A 14,692-nucleotide genomic window follows, 5' to 3' on the forward strand; every position below is an offset into this window, starting at 1 on the left:
CCGGCGGGCCAACAGGTCAGCGGCCGGCGTGGTGCGGCGCCGGGCGGCGGTCGGACCGCCGCCCGTCCCGGGACGCCGGGCGGCGCTCCAGCCGGAGCAGCGCCGCGAGCGCGGCCAGCGCCAGCACCGCGACGGCCCCGGTGAACGCCACGGCGGCGCCGCGCAGCCCGAGCGCCTGGGCGGCGACCCCGACGAGGATCACAGGGAGGGAGATCCCGGCATAGGCGGTGAGGAAGAAGCTCGACACCGTCTGGGCGCGCTGGGCGGCCGGGGTGCCCGCGGTGACGGCGGCCAGCCCGGCGCGGAAGCCGAGGCTCTGCCCCAGGCCCACCACGACGGTGCCGGTGATGAGGAGGGGAAGGGACTCGGCCAGGAGCGCGCCGGCTATGGCGGCGAGCCCGGCGACGAGCACCGCGCACCCCGCGGGCAGGGCGATCCTCTCCGGCACCTTGGCGAACACCACCTGCCCCACGGTGGACGCGCCGAACATGGCGAAGACCACGGCGCCTGCTAGGGCGCGGTCCGGGCGGTGCAGCACGTTGACGAGGATCCCCGGCGCGACCGCCGTGACGAGGCCGAAGACCGCGAACGCGGAGAACGCCGCGATGGCCGCGGGGACGAACACCGGCCGCACCTCCGCCGGCACGGCGGGGCGCTGTGCGCGCGGCCACGCGACCCGGCGGCCCTGTACGGTCTCCGGCGCCGCCAGCACGGCCACCAGCGCGAGCGCGAGGACCACGAGGTCCACCACGAACGGCAGCGCCAGCGGATGCGGCGCGTACTCGGCGAGCAGCCCGGCGAGCAGCGGCCCGCTGCCGAGCCCGAACATGTTGACGGCCGCGGCGAGCAGCGCCGCCGCGCCCCGGCGCTCGGGGCGGACGAGTTCGACCAGCGTGACCGTCCCGGTCGCGGTGACGACCCCCGCCGAGAGGCCGGACAGCACCCGCGCCGCCAGCAGGACCGGGACGTCCTCCGCGACCAGGTACACCACCGCGGCGATCATCGACACCGCCACGCCCGCGAGCATCACGCGGCGGCGGCCGAGCACGTCCGAGGAGCGCCCGAACAGCAGCGCGAACATCACGCCCGCGGCGTAGACGGCGAAGACGACGGTCGTGACCAGGCTCCCGAAACCGAGATGCCGCTGGTAGATGGGGTACAGCGGCGTCGCGAGCGTGGTGCCGAGCATGACGGCCCAGAACGCGTAGGCCATGCACGCCGGGCCGGCGGCCCTCCGCAGGTCCCGCCCCGAGCCGTGCCCCCGAATCCCCATCAATCCTCTCCTTCCACCCAAAGCACCCTTCCCAGGGTGGCGGGAACCACCACCATCAGTCCAACGCATGATTCCCATGCTCATCATCGGTACAGTCGATCCATGGAGCTGCGCCAGCTCGAGCACTTCGTCGCCGTCGCGGAGGAGCTGCACTTCACCCGCGCCGCCGCGCGCGTCCACGTCGTCCAGTCGAGCCTGTCGAGTTCGATCGGCGCGCTCGAACGCGAGCTGGACGCCCGGCTGTTCACCCGCACCAACCGCCGCGTCGAGCTGACCGAGGCGGGCCGCGCGCTCCTGCCGTCCGCGCGCCGCGCGCTGGCCGCCGCGGAGACCGGCCGCGACGCGGTCGCCGGGGTCCGCGGGGTGCTGCGCGGCCGGCTGACCGTCGGCGCGATCCAGACCCTCGGCGTCCTCGACCTGCCCGCGCTGCTCGCCCGCTACCGGCGCCGGCACCCCGGCGTCGCCCTCCGGCTGCGGCACGCGGGCGCCGCCGCCCTCGCCCGCGAGACCGCCGCCGGAAGCCTCGACCTCGCGTTCGTCGACCGGGCGACGGGCGAGCCCCGGCTCGCCGAGCACCCGCTCGGCGGCGACCGGCTCGTCCTCGCCGTCCCCCGCACGGACCCGCTGGCCGCGCGCAGCGTGATCCGCCTCGCCGACCCCACGCTCGCGTCCCGCGACTTCGTCGAGTACCGCGCCGACTCGGCGCTGCGCGCGCAGATCGACGCCGCCTGCGCCGCCGCCGACCTCCACCGCCGCGTCGCCGCGGAGGTTGACACCATCCAGTACCTGGTGGAGCTCGTCGGTCACGGGCTGGGGGTGTCGCTACTGCCGCCCCAGGCCCTCCGCAACGCCGCGGACCGTGTCGCCGCCGTCCCGACCGATCCGCCGCTGCACCGCGACCTCGTCGCGGTCACCCTCGCCGCGCGCCCCCTGCCGCCCGCAGTCAACGCCCTATTGGCGCTGCTCCCGGACGTGTAGTCAGACGAGCAGGTTCGGCGGGGAGCCCAGTTCGGTGAGCTCCACGCCGGGAGCGGCCACGGCAACGTCACCGGCCAGATAGAGGGACTCCACCTCGCCCGTAGACAGATCCGTTATCTCGTACTCCGAGACGGGCAGCGGCTCCGTCTCGGTCTCGTAACTCGACGTCTCGCCCCGGCGCCACCGCCACGACACCGACAGCGCCGACAGCGACGTCCCGCTCAACCGGACGAGACGGACGTCCGCCGCCGCGCCCTCGTCCAACTCCAGGGAACGCGCCACCGCGACGAGGAACCCCGGCGAGTCCGACACGAAGCCCGACGCCCGCTCCCCGTGCTCGGTACCGCTCTCCCCCGCCGCCCGCACCCACGCCAGTTCGGGCCCCGTCAGCCCGCCTCGCAGCCACCAGCCGGGGGTGACGAGCTCGACGCGGATCTGCCGCCAGCGCGCGTCCACGACGAGGTCCAGGCGGACGCCGTCGTCCCGCCGGGACGTGTAGCGCCAGCCGCCGGGCCCGGGCGCGCACTGGAAGCGCTCCTCGATCCCCTCGTCGAGATGCAGGTACGTCCCGGACGGCACGGGTCAGGACCCGATGCGCCAGGAGTGCAGGTAGTCCTCCTGGTCCGGGGTGAGCAGGTCGATGGAGATGGCCATGGACGCCAGCTTGAGCCGGGCCACCTCCGTGTCGATCTCCTTGGGGACGTCGTGGACGGCGGCGGGCAGCGACGCGTGCGCCGTCGCGAGCCACGCGCACGTGAGGGCCTGGTCGGCGAAGGACATGTCCATCACCGCGGCGGGATGCCCCTCGGCGGCCGCCAGGTTCACCAGGCGGCCCTCCGCCAGCAGGACGAGGCGCCGGCCGTCCGCCAGGACGTACTCGTCCGTCTGCGGTCGCACGCCGTGGTGGACGGCGACCGCCATCTCCTCCAGGGCGCGCACATCGATCTCGACGTCGAAATGGCCGGAGTTCGCGAGGATCGCGCCGTCCTTCATCAGCGCGAGATGCTCGGCGTTCACGACGTCGCGGTTGCCGGTGACGGTGATGAACACGTCGCCGTCCACCGCCGCCTCCGCCATCGGCTGCACGGCGAAGCCCTGCAGCGCCGCGTCCAACGCCTTCACCGGGTCGATCTCGGTGATGACCACGCGGGCACCCAGTCCCCGCGCGCGCTCGGCGAGGCCCCGCCCGCAGTAGCCGAAGCCCGCGATGACCACGGTCTTGCCCGCCAGAAGCGTGTTGGTGGCGCGGATGATGCCGTCCAGCGTCGACTGCCCGGTGCCGTACCGGTTGTCGAACATGTGCTTCGTATCGGTGTCGTTCACCGCGACCATGGGGAACCGGAGCGCGCCCTCACGGGCCATCTGGTGCAGGCGTATGACGCCCGTCGTCGTCTGCTCGCAGCCCGCCTTCACCGTGGGCAGCAGATCGGTGCGCTCTATGTGCAGCGTGTTGACGAGGTCACAGCCGTCGTCCAACACGAGATCGGGACCGGTCTCCAGCGCCTGGTGGATGTGCGCGTAATAGCCCTCACGGTCGATGCCCGCGCGCGCGAAGACCTCCGTGCCGTCCTCCTGCACCAGCGCGGCGGCCGTGTCGTCCTGCGTGGACAGCGGGTTGGACGACGCGAGCGCCACGCTCGCCCCGCCCGCCTGCAGGGTCCGGATCAGGCAGGCCGTCTCCGTCGTGATGTGCATGCACGCGGCGATGCGCAGGCCGTCCAGCGGACGCTCCTTGGCGAACCGCTCCCGGATCTGCCGCAGCACCGGCATGCTCCGGTCGGCCCACTCGATCCGCTTGACGCCCTCGTACGCCAGCGACACATCCGCGATATCGCTCATCCGTCCCCCTCAAGGCACAAACCGCCGCACGGCACTGGGCCGTGCGGCGGTCCGAACGCTACAGGCGATCAGTAGCGGTAGTGGTCCGGCTTGTACGGGCCCTCGACGTGGACGCCGATGTAGGCGGCCTGCTCCTTGGTGAGCGTGGTCAGCTTGACGCCGAGCGCGTCCAGGTGCAGGCGGGCGACCTTCTCGTCCAGGTGCTTCGGCAGCACGTACACGCCGACCGGGTACTCCTCGGTCTTGGTGAACAGCTCGATCTGCGCGATGACCTGGTTGGTGAACGAGTTGGACATGACGAACGACGGGTGGCCGGTGGCGCAGCCGAGGTTCATCAGCCGGCCCTCGGCCAGCACGATGATCGAGTGGCCGTCCGGGAACCGCCACTCGTGCACCTGCGGCTTGATCTCGATCTTCTCGATGCCCTCGATCTTGGCGAGGCCGGCCATGTCGATCTCGTTGTCGAAGTGGCCGATGTTGGAGACGATCGCCTGGTGCTTCATCCGGCTCATCTGCGCGGCCGAGATGATGTTGAAGTTGCCGGTGGTCGTCACGAAGATGTCGGCGATGTCGACGACGTCGTCCAGGGTGGTGACCTGGAAGCCGTCCATCGCGGCCTGCAGCGCGCAGATCGGGTCGATCTCGGTGACGATGACGCGGGCGCCCTGGCCCTTCAGCGCCTCGGCGCAGCCCTTGCCGACGTCGCCGTAGCCGCACACGACCGCGACCTTGCCGCCGATCAGCACGTCGGTGGCGCGGTTCAGGCCGTCGATGACCGAGTGCCGGCAGCCGTACTTGTTGTCGAACTTCGACTTGGTGACCGAGTCGTTGACGTTGATCGCCGGGAAGGCGAGGGTGCCGGCCTTCGCCATCTCGTAGAGGCGGTGCACGCCGGTGGTGGTCTCCTCGGTGACGCCCTTGATGCCGGCGGCGGTCTCGGTCCAGCGGCCCGGCTTCTCGGCGATGGTGCGGCGGAGGGTCTCGAGGATGATCCCCCACTCCTCCGGGTCGTCCTCGGTCGCCTGCGGGACGGCGCCCGCCTTCTCGTACTCGGCGCCCTTGTGGACGAGCAGGGTCGCGTCGCCGCCGTCGTCGAGGATCATGTTCGGGCCGGAGCCGTCCGGCCACTGCAGGGCCTGGTCGGTGCACCACCAGTACTCTTCGAGCGTCTCGCCCTTCCAGGCGAACACCGGGACGCCCTTCGGGTCCTCGGCGGTGCCGTCCTTGCCGACGACGATCGCGGCGGCGGCGTGGTCCTGGGTGGAGAAGATGTTGCAGGACACCCAGCGGACGTCGGCGCCGAGCTCGACCAGCGTCTCGATCAGCACGGCGGTCTGGATCGTCATGTGCAGCGAGCCCATGATCTTGGCGCCGCGCAGCGGCTTGGCGGCGGAGTACTCCTCGCGCACCGCCATCAGGCCCGGCATCTCGTGCTCGGCGAGCCGGATCTCCCGCCGGCCGAAGTCCGCCAGCGACAGGTCGGCGACCTTGTAGTCCATGCTTTCGTTGCTCCTTGTCTGCTTGGTCGGTCTGCTTGCCCGGTCTGCTTTCTCGCAGCAGGTCCGCTTCGCAGCAGGTCCGCCCGTGCGCGGCAGGTCCAGTTGGTGCCCGCGGGTCGCGTCGTTCGTCCGCGAGGACCGGCCCCGCGGGCCGGCCGACCCGGCCGAGTCTACGGGCGGGGACGGTCCGGAGGCACGATCGGGGGCGCATTTCTGACACGGATTTGTCAGAATCGACGCATGCGCATCACGGAGGCCGCCCGGCGGCTCGGCACCTCGCCCCGCATGCTCCGCTACCGGGAGACGCTCGGGCTGCTGCCCGCGACCCGCGACACCGCCCCGTCCGGCGGCGGGACCGGGCGCGGCGGCGGCCACCGGCGGTTCGGCGACGCGGAGCTGCGCGCCGTCGCGCTCGCGCTGGCGCTGGAGAAGCGCTACGACGTCGGCCCCGCCGAGCTGGCGTTCGGGCTCCGGGTGCTCGCCGAACCGCAGGTCCAGGCGCACGTCCGGGAGCTGGGCGAACGCATCGGCCGGCTGTCCGCGCCGCCCGCCCGGGCGCTGGACTTCGAGAAAGAGAAGGCGCTGCGGCTCCTGCGCCGCCGGTAGCGGCCGGCTCACGTTCCGTCGGCGGCACCCACTACCATCCCGCTGGACGGACGGGAGACGGCGCGTGAAGAACTGGCTCTACGGGGTGCTCGGCCTCGTGCTCGGCATCGGACTGTTCGTGGGCGGTCTGGCGTCCATGCCGGGCGACACGGTGAAGTGCGGCGAGCGGGTGATGTCGCCGGGCGACACCTGCACGACGATCCGCAAGGGGCGCGCCACCGACCGGTCCTACGACGAGCAGAAGTCCAAGGACGGCCGCGAGGCGGTCATCATGATGATCGTCGGCCCGCTGCTGGCGATCGGCTGCGGCGTGCTCTTCCTCGGCCCGGCCCTCACGCGCCGCCGCAAGGCCGCGGCGGCGTACGCGGGAGGTCCCGCCGCGGGGCACGGATACCCCGGCCCGGGCGCCCCCGGACACGGCGGCCCGGGATACGTCACCCCCGGACACGGCGGTCCGCCGCCCGGGTACCCGCCCGCGCCGTCCGCCCCGCCGGGCTCGTACCAGCCGTCCGCTGCGCCGGGCGCGTACCCGCCTCCAGCGGCTTCCGGCTATCCGCCACAGCCGGGCCACGCCTACCCGCAGCCGCCCGGCGCGGCCGCGTACCCGCCGCATGGAGGCTCTGGGTATCCGCCGCCGGGATCCGGCTACCCGCCGCCGGGCGCGGCTTCGTCCTCGCCGCAGGGCGGCTCCGGCTACCCGCCGCACCCGGGCACTGCCCAGCCGCCGCACGCCGCGCCGCCACCGCCGCCGAGCGCCCGGCCCGCCGACCTCCCGGCACCGCCCGCCCAGCCGGGGCCGTACCCGCCCGCCTGAAGCCAAGGGCCTGGCCGGGCCGCTGATCAGGTCGCGTTCTCTCCCGGGACGACGACGCCGGACTCGTAGGCGAGCATGACCGCCTGCGCGCGGTCGCGCAGGCCCAGCTTGGTGAAGACCCGCGCCACGTGCGTCTTGACCGTGTGCTCGCTGACCACGAGCCGCGCGGCGATCTCGGCGTTGGACAGCCCGCCCGCGATCAGCACGAGCACCTCGTTCTCCCGGGCCGTCAGCGTGGACAGCTCCGACGGCGCCTGCGGCCGGCTGCGCCGCTGCTTGGTGAACTCCCGGATCAGCCGCCCGGTGACCTGCGGCGCCAGCAGCGAGTCGCCGCGCGCGACGACCCGGACGGCGGAGACCAGCTCGTCCGCGGTCGCGTCCTTGAGCAGGAACCCGGACGCGCCGACGGCGAGGGCCTCGTAGACGTACTCGTCGACGTCGAAGGTGGTGAGGACGAGGACGCGGACGCCCTCGGAGCCGGGCTGCGCGAGGATCCGGCGGGTGGCCTCGATGCCGTCCATGCCGGGCATCCGGATGTCCATGACGACGACGTCGGGCCGGCCCCGCTCGGCGAGCGCGACCGCCTGCCGCCCGTCGCCGGCCTCGCCGACGACGGTGATGTCGTCCTGCGCGTCGAGCAGCGCGGCGAACCCGGCGCGGACGATGGTCTGGTCGTCCGCCACCAGCACCCGGATCACCGGCGGGTCTCCGTCCCGGGGCGGGCGAGAGCGCGGTCAGCGGCGGCCGGGGGGCGCCTCGGAACCGTGTCCACTGGTGGAATTCCCCTCCCTCGTGAGCGGCAGTTCGGCCTCCACCAGGAACCCGCCTTCGGTCGCCGGGCCGGCGGAGAACCGTCCGCCCAGCATGGTCGCACGTTCCCGCATGCCGACGAGACCGTGTCCGCCGCCCGGCCCGCCGCCGGGGGCTCCGGGGCCGCCGGGACGCGGCGGCGCGCCCTCCAGCCGGGTCGGACCGGCCGGGCCGGCGCCGGCCGGGTCCAGTACCGCGGTACGGGCGGCGGGATCGTCCCGGTTCAGCAGCCGCGTCGACCCGGCGGCGCCGTCGTCGCGGACGCGGACCGCGAGCCGGTCGGGCAGGAAGGTGAGGTCGACGTGCACGCCCGCGCCGGGCGCGTGCCGCCGCGCGTTCGTCAGGGCCTCCTGGACGATCCGGTACGCCGACAGCTCCACGGTCGTGGACAGCGCCCGCGGGTCGCCGTGCACGGCGAGGTCGACGGCGCCGCCGGCGCCGCGGTGCTGCTCGATCAGGTCGGGGAGCCGGTCGAGGCGGGGCTGCGGGGAGTTCGCGGCGTCCGGTTCGGGCTTGGCGTCGGCGCGCAGCACGCTGAGCAGCCGGCGCATCTCGACCAGCGCGTCCCGGGCCGTCTTGGCGATCTCGGTGTAGCCGGCGCGGGCCTCGGGCGACAGGTCGTCCATCGTGTACGGGGCGGTCTCCGCCTGCACGGCGATCATGGAGACGGAGTGCGCGACGACGTCGTGCAGCTCGCGGGCGATGCGGGCGCGCTCGCGCATGACGGCCTGCTCGCGCTGGACGGCGGTGAGCCGGGTGAGGGTCTCGTTGGTGCGCTCCTCCGCCTCCGCCTCGGTGCGTCCGGCGGACTCGACGGCGCGGCGCGCGTCGCCGAGGCCGATGGCGGCCAGCACCGCGACGACCGCGGCGGGCCACGGGACGTCGTCGAGCGTGCCGGTGGCGAGGTAGACGACGGCGACGGTGGCGACGCTCCCGGCCGCGAGGACGCCCGCGGACTGCCGGGGCAGCTGCCGCCCGAGCGCGTACAGCGTGTACAGCGCGGCGAACGCGGTGGTGATCAGCAGCTGCTGGCCGGTGAGCAGCCCGGCCGCGAAGGCGCCGAGGACGACGGCGGCGACGGGCCGCAGGTTCTCGCGGCGCCAGACGAGCGGGACGGTCGAGGCGACCGCGAACCCGCCGGCGAGGCTCAGCGGGGACCCGGTGCTCGGCGCCAGCTCGGCCAGCGCCGCGATGGTCAGCGCGAGGCCGGTGAGGGGCGCGAAGTACCAGGCGCCGGTGAAGTCGGTCCAGGTGTTGATCCAGCGGGGCAGCGGCGCCGTCTCACCGGCGGGACGCGGCGCGGCGCCCGGCGGCATCCCCGGGACGCCGGGGGCGGGGGCGCGGCCCGCGCCGTTCAGCCGGGCGCCGAGCCTGACGGCGAGCGGCCGCAGCAGGTGCCCGATGCCGGTGAGGATCCAGAGCAGCAGCTGCCCCACCCCCGCCACGATCCGGCCGGACAGCCGCCACGCCTGGTGCGCGAGGGCTGGGCCGAACCCCGCGGGGTCGGGTCCGGTCCGGGCCTTGTCATCGGTGCTCACTCCTCAATACTGACCGCTGGCCGGGCTCATCACCTCACCGTGCGGTGGTATGCGCGCGGCCTGAATCCCCCTGGAGGACGACCCCCGATCCCTCCTTGCGGGGGACGTGCGGACGACCGGCGGAGACGTAATGTCTTAACCGTGACCGCGACGGCGGCGCCGCCGACGTAGGGGGTTCGGCGGGGCTGCCGCGGTCACGCCAACCGCCCGGTTTCAGGGGTCCGGGCGGGGAAGCATGGGAAGCACCTCGCCGGACGGCCGCGCCGCCCGCCTCCGCGGAGGCACTCGCCGGTCTCGCCTGGGCTGGGGTTCGGCCGGCATCCGGTGCCGGCCGCCCGGCGAGGGATCCCGTGCGGCCGCCCGCGACGGCCCGCCAGGGCCGGCCCGGGCCGCCCGCCGTCGCGCGTCGCACGCTCTCGCGCGTCACCCGTGCGCGGTGCGTCAGACGTTCTCGCCGGTGGCCTTCCCGGCGGGCTTGGCGGCGTTGCGGCGGTCCGCCTCGTCCAGCGCCGGCTCCAGGTAGATCATGCCCGCCTCGGGGATCACCGCGCGGACCTTCGCCTCGGCGGCGTCGATGCCGCGGGCCACCTCGGCGGCGGTGTCGTCATGGTAGACGGCGATCTTGGCGGCGATCAGCAGCTCCTCCGGGCCGAGGTACTCGGTCCGCATGTGGATGACGTGGTCGACCTGCTCCACCGACTCCAGCGCGTCGATGATCCGCTTCTCCTGCTCGGCGTCGACGCCCTCGCCGATCAGCAGGCTCTTGGTCTCGATCGCCAGCACCGTGGCGACCAGGCCGAGCAGCACGCCGATCGCGACGGTGCCGATGCCGTCCCAGCGGCCGTCGCCGGTCGCGACCGCCATCGACACGCCGAACAGCGCCAGGACCAGGCCGACGAGCGCGGCCATGTCCTCCAGGAGGACGACGGGCAGCTCCGGCGCCTTCGCGCGGCGGATGAACGCCCACCACGACTTCCCGGCGCGCAGCGTGTTCGACTCCTTGATCGCGGTGCGGAAGGAGAAGCCCTCCATCCCGATCGCGATGATCAGCACCGCGAACGCCCAGATCGGCGACTCGACGTCCTCCGGGTGCGAGATCTTGTGGTAGCCCTCGTACAGCGAGAACGCCGATCCGACGGTGAACAGCACGACCGCGACGACGAACGCGTAGAAGTACCGTTCCCGCCCGTAGCCGAACGGGTGCTCGGGCGTCCGGTCGCGTTCGGAGCGCTTGCGGCCCAGCAGCAGCAGGCCCTGGTTCCCCGAGTCGGCGACCGAGTGGATCGACTCCGCCAGCATCGACGACGAACCCGTGAACGCGAACGCGACCATCTTGGACGCGGCGATTCCGAGGTTGGCGGCCAGGGCCGCGATGATGGCCTTCGTCCCACCCTCAGCACTCATCTAGGCAATCCTCGCTTTGAGCTCTTGAATGGCCGGCACGGGCGTCGGGTCGACGCCCAGCGTGATGGCCAAGTAAACCGTGACATAGTCCGCCAACGCGATCATTGTCGCGATTCTCTCGAGCGGATGGGTCCCCTCGGCGAGGATCTCCGTCACCGCGACGCCCCGGTCCCGGGCCATCTCGACGGACGCCGCGCGCCGCTTGGCGGTCTGCGGATGCTCCTCGGTGTCGCGCAGGACGACCAGGTGCAGCCCGTGCTCGGCGTCCCCGGCGCGGTCGCGGAAGAAGTCGTCGGGATCGGCGGGCGAGCCGCCGCCCGCGAAGAAGCCGTCGAACGCCATGACCTGGTTGTGGTCCGCCTCCGGCAGGCCGCCGGCGACCGCCGGGTACTTGGCGTTCTCGTTCAGCTGGCAGCACATCCGGTACGCGGCCGTCTCGGCGAGCGGCGACGTCCCCCACACCAGCGGGACGTCGCCGGCGAGGTCGAGCGCGATCCGCTTCGCCGGGTTCACGAACGGCTCGCTGGCCGGACGGCACCGGTGCGCGACGTCCTCCAGCCGCGCCGCCGTGGACTCCAGCACCGCGTCGGGGACGTCCGTCAGGCCGAGCGTGCGGGCCGCGACGAGCAGCGGGACCGTGAGCCCCCACAGCGTCGACCGCGGCTGCCCCGCCGACCGCACCGGCACGAACAGGCCGCGGCTGCGGGCGGCGAGGTCGGCGAGCGGGGAGCCCGCGCCGCCGACGCACAGCAGCCGGCAGCCGCGCCGGGCCGCCTGCGCCGCCACCTCGAGGGTCTCCTCGGTCGACCCGGAGCAGGACACCGCGATCACCAGGTCGGCGGCGCCGACCCAGCCGGGCAGCCGGTACCCGCGGACGGTCGTGACCGGGACCGGGCAGCCGAGCCCGCACACCGCCGCGAGCACGTCCCCGGAGATCCCGGAGCCGCCCATGCCGGTGACCACGATCGCGCGGGGGCGGCCGTCCTCGGCGAGCGCCGCGACGCCCGCCTCCTCGGCCGCGCGCCGCGCCTCCCGGATCTGCGCCGCGGACGAGGCGACCTGGCGCAGCATCCCGCCCGGATCGGACGCCTCGACGTCCTGCGCGTCCTCCAGCCGGCCGGGGTCCAGCGTGCTCACGAAGCGGGAGCCCGGGCCTCGTCGACGAGGAGGACGGGGATGTCGTCGCGGACCGGGTAGGCGTAGCCGCAGGAGCCGGTGCACACCAGCTCGGCGGCCGCGTCGTCGGCGCGCAGCTCGCCGCCGCAGTTCGGGCAGGCCAGGATCTCCAGCAGCCAGTCGTCCAGCTTCATGCTCATGGCAGGATCACTTCTCTCACGCCGGGTCACTTCTCCCTCACGATGGCCAGGACCTCGTCGCGGATCGCCGCCATGGTGGCCTCGTCGCCGGCCTCCGCGTTGAGGCGCAGCAGCGGCTCGGTGTTGGACGGCCGCAGGTTGAACCACCATCCGGCGGCCTCGTCCCCGACGGTCAGGCCGTCCAGCTCGTCGATCGTAACGCCGGGGCGGCCGGCGAACGCCTCGCGGACCTTGCCGGCGGCGGCGTCCTGGTCGGCGACCTCGCTGTTGATCTCGCCGGACGCGACGTACCGGGTGTACTCGCCGAGCAGCGCCGACAGCGGCCCGTCCTGCTCGCCGAGAGCGGCGAGGACGTGCAGCGCGGCGAGCATGCCGGAGTCGGCGAACCAGAAGTCGCGGAAGTAGAAGTGCGCCGAGTGCTCGCCGCCGAACACCGCGCCCGTCTCCGCCATCGTCTGCTTGATGAACGAGTGCCCGACCCGGGTCCGCACTGGGGACCCGCCGTGCTCGGTGACGATCTCCGGGACGGCCTTCGAGGTGATCAGGTTGTGCACGATCGGCGCGCCGGGGTGCTTGGCCAGCTCCCGCACCGCGACCAGCGCGGTGATCGCGGACGGCGCGACGATCTCGCCCCGCTCGTCCACCACGAAGCAGCGGTCCGCGTCGCCGTCGAACGCGAGGCCGATGTCGGCGCCGGTCTCGCGGACCTTCGCCTGCAGGTCGCGCAGGTTCTCCGGCTCGATCGGGTTGGCCTCGTGGTTGGGGAAGGTGCCGTCCAGCTCGAAGTACAGCGGGACGAGGTCGATCGGCAGCCCCTCGAAGACGACCGGGACGGTGTGCCCGCCCATGCCGTTGCCCGCGTCGACGACGACCTTCAGCGGCCGGATCGCGGACAGGTCGACCAGCGTCTTGAGGTGCTCGGCGTAGCCGTGCAGCACGTCGCGCCGCGACACCGTCCCGGGCTCGCCGCCGTACGCCGGGACGCCGTTCTCGATCATCTCGCGGATCTCGGTGAGGCCGGTGTCGCGGCCGACCGGCTTCGCGCCCGCCCGGCACAGCTTGATGCCGTTGTACTTGGCGGGGTTGTGGCTGGCGGTGAACATCGCGCCGGGGATCCCGAGGTCGCCGCTGGCGTAGTAGAGCATGTCGGTGGAGCCGAGGCCGGCCTCGACCACGTCCGCGCCCTGCGAGGTCGCGCCGCGCGCGAACGCGGCGGCCAGCGGCCCGGACGACTCGCGCATGTCGTGCGCGGTGACGACCGCGTCCGCCCCGGTCACCCGCACGAACGCCGCGCCGGCCGCCTCCGCGACCGCTTCGTCCAGCTCGTCGGGCACGACGCCGCGGATGTCGTACGCCTTGAAGATCTTGGCGAGGTCGCCCACTCCTGCTCCCCTGTACGCAAGTGATGACCGAAAGTCGGCGGGACAACCGAGCCTACCGGGAAGCGCGGCGGCGGCCCGAGCCGGTGCCGGTCGCGGGCGTGACCGGAGTCACTGCCGCGGCCGGGTCACTCCCGCGGCCGGGTCACTCCTGCGGCCGGGTCACTCCTGCGGCTGGGTGCCCGCCGGTTCGGAGCGCAGCACCCGCAGGTGCCCGCGGCGGCCGACCTCGGTGCCCTGGCCGACCGGCTCCTGGCCGGCGCCCGGCGCGGGCCGCGCGGCCTCGCGGACGGCGTCGGCGAGCGCCTCGAGGTCGTCGGCGCTCGGCTCGGTCTCCTCCTCGACGGGGAGCCGGACGAGCTCCCAGCCCATGGGGGCGGTCAGCCGCTCCGAATGCTCCGCGCACAGGTCGTAGCAGTGCGGCTCGGCGTACGTGGCGAGGGGCCCCAGGACAGCGGTCGAGTCGCGGTAGACGTACGTGAGCGTGAAGACTGCGGGCGCCTTGCAGGCGGTGCGGGAGCAGGTGCGGACGGGGCTCACGATGGCCGACCGTACCTCGCTCCCGGCGCCGCCGCCACCACCCGGGCGCACGTGTCGCCGTTACCGGCCGATTTCCGGGGTAACAACTACATTCCGTGTGGTCCCGAACCCTCACCGTGGGGTGGCCGTCCTGGGCGCCGCGACGTCGCCGTCCGGGGCGCTGGGATGTCGCTGTCCGGGGCGCCACGATGGTGTTCCCGGGGTGGAGGCGGGTGTTCCTGGTGCGGGGGCCGGGATTCGCGTGCGGCGGGAGGTAACCTGAGGGGGTGCGATCCCGTGTGGCAGGCGTACGGCGCCGCGATCGGCACGGTCGCGGCCTCCGTGGCCCTCTGACGCCCCCGCAGGCGCCGGTCTCGCGGACCCGCGCGGAGAAGTTCGACGACCTCGTCCACGACGAGGTGCGGCGGCTCGGCGCGCGCTGGGGCCGGGAGCTGTCCGGTGTGGAGTTCGGCGTCGAGGAGGTGCCGGACGTCGAGCCGTGGTTCGACGGTCCCGTGCCGCTCGGCCGGACCGTCCCGGGCGAGGCCGCCCGGCCCGTCCGGATCGTGGTGTTCAGGCGTCCCGTGGAGGCGCGCGCGTCGGGCGAGCAGGAGCTCGGCCGGCTGGTGCGCGACCTGCTGGTGGAGGAGGTCGCCGACCTGCTCGGCCTCTCCCCCGAGTCCGTCGACCCGAGCTACGACTCCCCCGACGACTAGC

15 protein-coding genes are annotated in these 14,692 nt (G+C 73.8%); 4 read left to right on the top strand and 11 right to left on the bottom strand.

Annotated features, from left to right (window positions below; genetic code table 11):
- Positions 1-16 precede the first annotated feature (16 nt).
- Positions 17-1,273, bottom strand: coding sequence for an MFS transporter (locus F9B16_RS05000; RefSeq protein WP_192808626.1), 1,257 nt, complete (start codon positions 1,271-1,273; stop codon positions 17-19).
- A 102-nt stretch (positions 1,274-1,375) separates the two neighbouring features.
- Between F9B16_RS05000 and F9B16_RS05005 the strand changes: the two genes are divergently transcribed.
- Positions 1,376-2,251, top strand: coding sequence for a LysR family transcriptional regulator (locus F9B16_RS05005; RefSeq protein ID WP_151538637.1), 876 nt, complete (start codon positions 1,376-1,378; stop codon positions 2,249-2,251).
- Here the strand turns inward: F9B16_RS05005 and F9B16_RS05010 are convergent, their stop codons facing one another.
- From F9B16_RS05010 to ahcY (F9B16_RS05020), 3 genes are all read right to left on the bottom strand, one after another.
- Positions 2,252-2,830: a hypothetical protein gene (locus F9B16_RS05010; protein WP_151538638.1), complete on the bottom strand. Its 579-nt coding sequence runs from the start codon at positions 2,828-2,830 to the stop codon at positions 2,252-2,254.
- Positions 2,831-2,833: 3 nt separating this feature from the next.
- On the bottom strand, positions 2,834-4,090 hold the full coding sequence (gene ahcY / locus F9B16_RS05015) for an adenosylhomocysteinase (protein ID WP_151538639.1): 1,257 nt from the start codon (positions 4,088-4,090) through the stop codon (positions 2,834-2,836).
- Between the two features lie 68 nt (positions 4,091-4,158).
- Entirely contained in the window at positions 4,159-5,589 is a 1,431-nt protein-coding gene (ahcY, locus tag F9B16_RS05020) for an adenosylhomocysteinase (protein WP_151538640.1), read from the bottom strand.
- A 240-nt stretch (positions 5,590-5,829) separates the two neighbouring features.
- Here ahcY (F9B16_RS05020) and F9B16_RS05025 point away from each other — a divergent pair, with 240 nt between their 5' ends.
- Both F9B16_RS05025 and F9B16_RS05030 read left to right on the top strand, forming a co-directional pair.
- Entirely contained in the window at positions 5,830-6,195 is a 366-nt protein-coding gene (locus tag F9B16_RS05025; RefSeq protein ID WP_151538641.1) for a MerR family transcriptional regulator, read from the top strand.
- A 64-nt stretch (positions 6,196-6,259) separates the two neighbouring features.
- Complete coding sequence (locus tag F9B16_RS05030; protein ID WP_151538642.1) at positions 6,260-7,009, top strand: hypothetical protein; 750 nt, start codon at positions 6,260-6,262, stop codon at positions 7,007-7,009.
- Positions 7,010-7,035: 26 nt separating this feature from the next.
- On the opposite strand, the gene F9B16_RS05035 is transcribed toward F9B16_RS05030, so the two are convergent.
- The 7 genes from F9B16_RS05035 to F9B16_RS05065 form a co-directional block, all read right to left on the bottom strand.
- On the bottom strand, positions 7,036-7,707 hold the full coding sequence (locus F9B16_RS05035; RefSeq protein WP_151538643.1) for a response regulator: 672 nt from the start codon (positions 7,705-7,707) through the stop codon (positions 7,036-7,038).
- A gap of 36 nt (positions 7,708-7,743) precedes the next feature.
- The gene (locus F9B16_RS52425) at positions 7,744-9,357 is read right to left on the bottom strand and encodes a sensor histidine kinase (RefSeq protein WP_225991359.1); all 1,614 of its coding nucleotides are present in this window, start codon (positions 9,355-9,357) and stop codon (positions 7,744-7,746) included.
- A gap of 441 nt (positions 9,358-9,798) precedes the next feature.
- Positions 9,799-10,761, bottom strand: coding sequence for a cation diffusion facilitator family transporter (locus tag F9B16_RS05045; protein ID WP_151538644.1), 963 nt, complete (start codon positions 10,759-10,761; stop codon positions 9,799-9,801).
- A complete protein-coding gene (locus F9B16_RS05050) occupies positions 10,762-11,898 on the bottom strand; it encodes a bifunctional phosphoglucose/phosphomannose isomerase (RefSeq protein WP_225991360.1) in 1,137 nt (378 codons plus the stop codon). It abuts the gene before it with no gap.
- Positions 11,895-12,077, bottom strand: coding sequence for a Trm112 family protein (locus tag F9B16_RS05055; protein ID WP_151538645.1), 183 nt, complete (start codon positions 12,075-12,077; stop codon positions 11,895-11,897). Before F9B16_RS05055 ends, F9B16_RS05050 begins: the two co-directional genes overlap by 4 nt.
- A gap of 26 nt (positions 12,078-12,103) precedes the next feature.
- The gene (locus F9B16_RS05060) at positions 12,104-13,459 is read right to left on the bottom strand and encodes a phosphomannomutase/phosphoglucomutase (protein WP_151538646.1); all 1,356 of its coding nucleotides are present in this window, start codon (positions 13,457-13,459) and stop codon (positions 12,104-12,106) included.
- 159 nt (positions 13,460-13,618) lie between these two features.
- Positions 13,619-13,996, bottom strand: a complete 378-nt coding sequence (locus F9B16_RS05065; RefSeq protein ID WP_192808627.1) for a DUF3499 domain-containing protein — start codon at positions 13,994-13,996, stop codon at positions 13,619-13,621.
- 266 nt (positions 13,997-14,262) lie between these two features.
- On the opposite strand from F9B16_RS05065, the gene F9B16_RS05070 reads away from it, so the two are divergent.
- A complete protein-coding gene (locus tag F9B16_RS05070) occupies positions 14,263-14,691 on the top strand; it encodes a metallopeptidase family protein (RefSeq protein ID WP_225991361.1) in 429 nt (142 codons plus the stop codon).
- Position 14,692 lies beyond the last annotated feature (1 nt).

The sequence above is a fragment of the Actinomadura montaniterrae genome, assembly GCF_008923365.1.
Classification (GTDB): domain Bacteria; phylum Actinomycetota; class Actinomycetes; order Streptosporangiales; family Streptosporangiaceae; genus Spirillospora; species Spirillospora montaniterrae.

Coding starts and splice junctions, on each gene's coding strand:
- F9B16_RS05000 (WP_192808626.1), bottom strand. CDS start 1,273: ATGGGGATTCGGGGGCACGGCTCGGGGCGGGACCTGCGGAGGGCCGCC.
- F9B16_RS05005 (WP_151538637.1), top strand. CDS start 1,376: ATGGAGCTGCGCCAGCTCGAGCACTTCGTCGCCGTCGCGGAGGAGCTG.
- ahcY (WP_151538639.1), bottom strand. CDS start 4,090: ATGAGCGATATCGCGGATGTGTCGCTGGCGTACGAGGGCGTCAAGCGG.
- ahcY (WP_151538640.1), bottom strand. CDS start 5,589: ATGGACTACAAGGTCGCCGACCTGTCGCTGGCGGACTTCGGCCGGCGG.
- F9B16_RS05025 (WP_151538641.1), top strand. CDS start 5,830: ATGCGCATCACGGAGGCCGCCCGGCGGCTCGGCACCTCGCCCCGCATG.
- F9B16_RS05045 (WP_151538644.1), bottom strand. CDS start 10,761: ATGAGTGCTGAGGGTGGGACGAAGGCCATCATCGCGGCCCTGGCCGCC.
- F9B16_RS05055 (WP_151538645.1), bottom strand. CDS start 12,077: ATGAGCATGAAGCTGGACGACTGGCTGCTGGAGATCCTGGCCTGCCCG.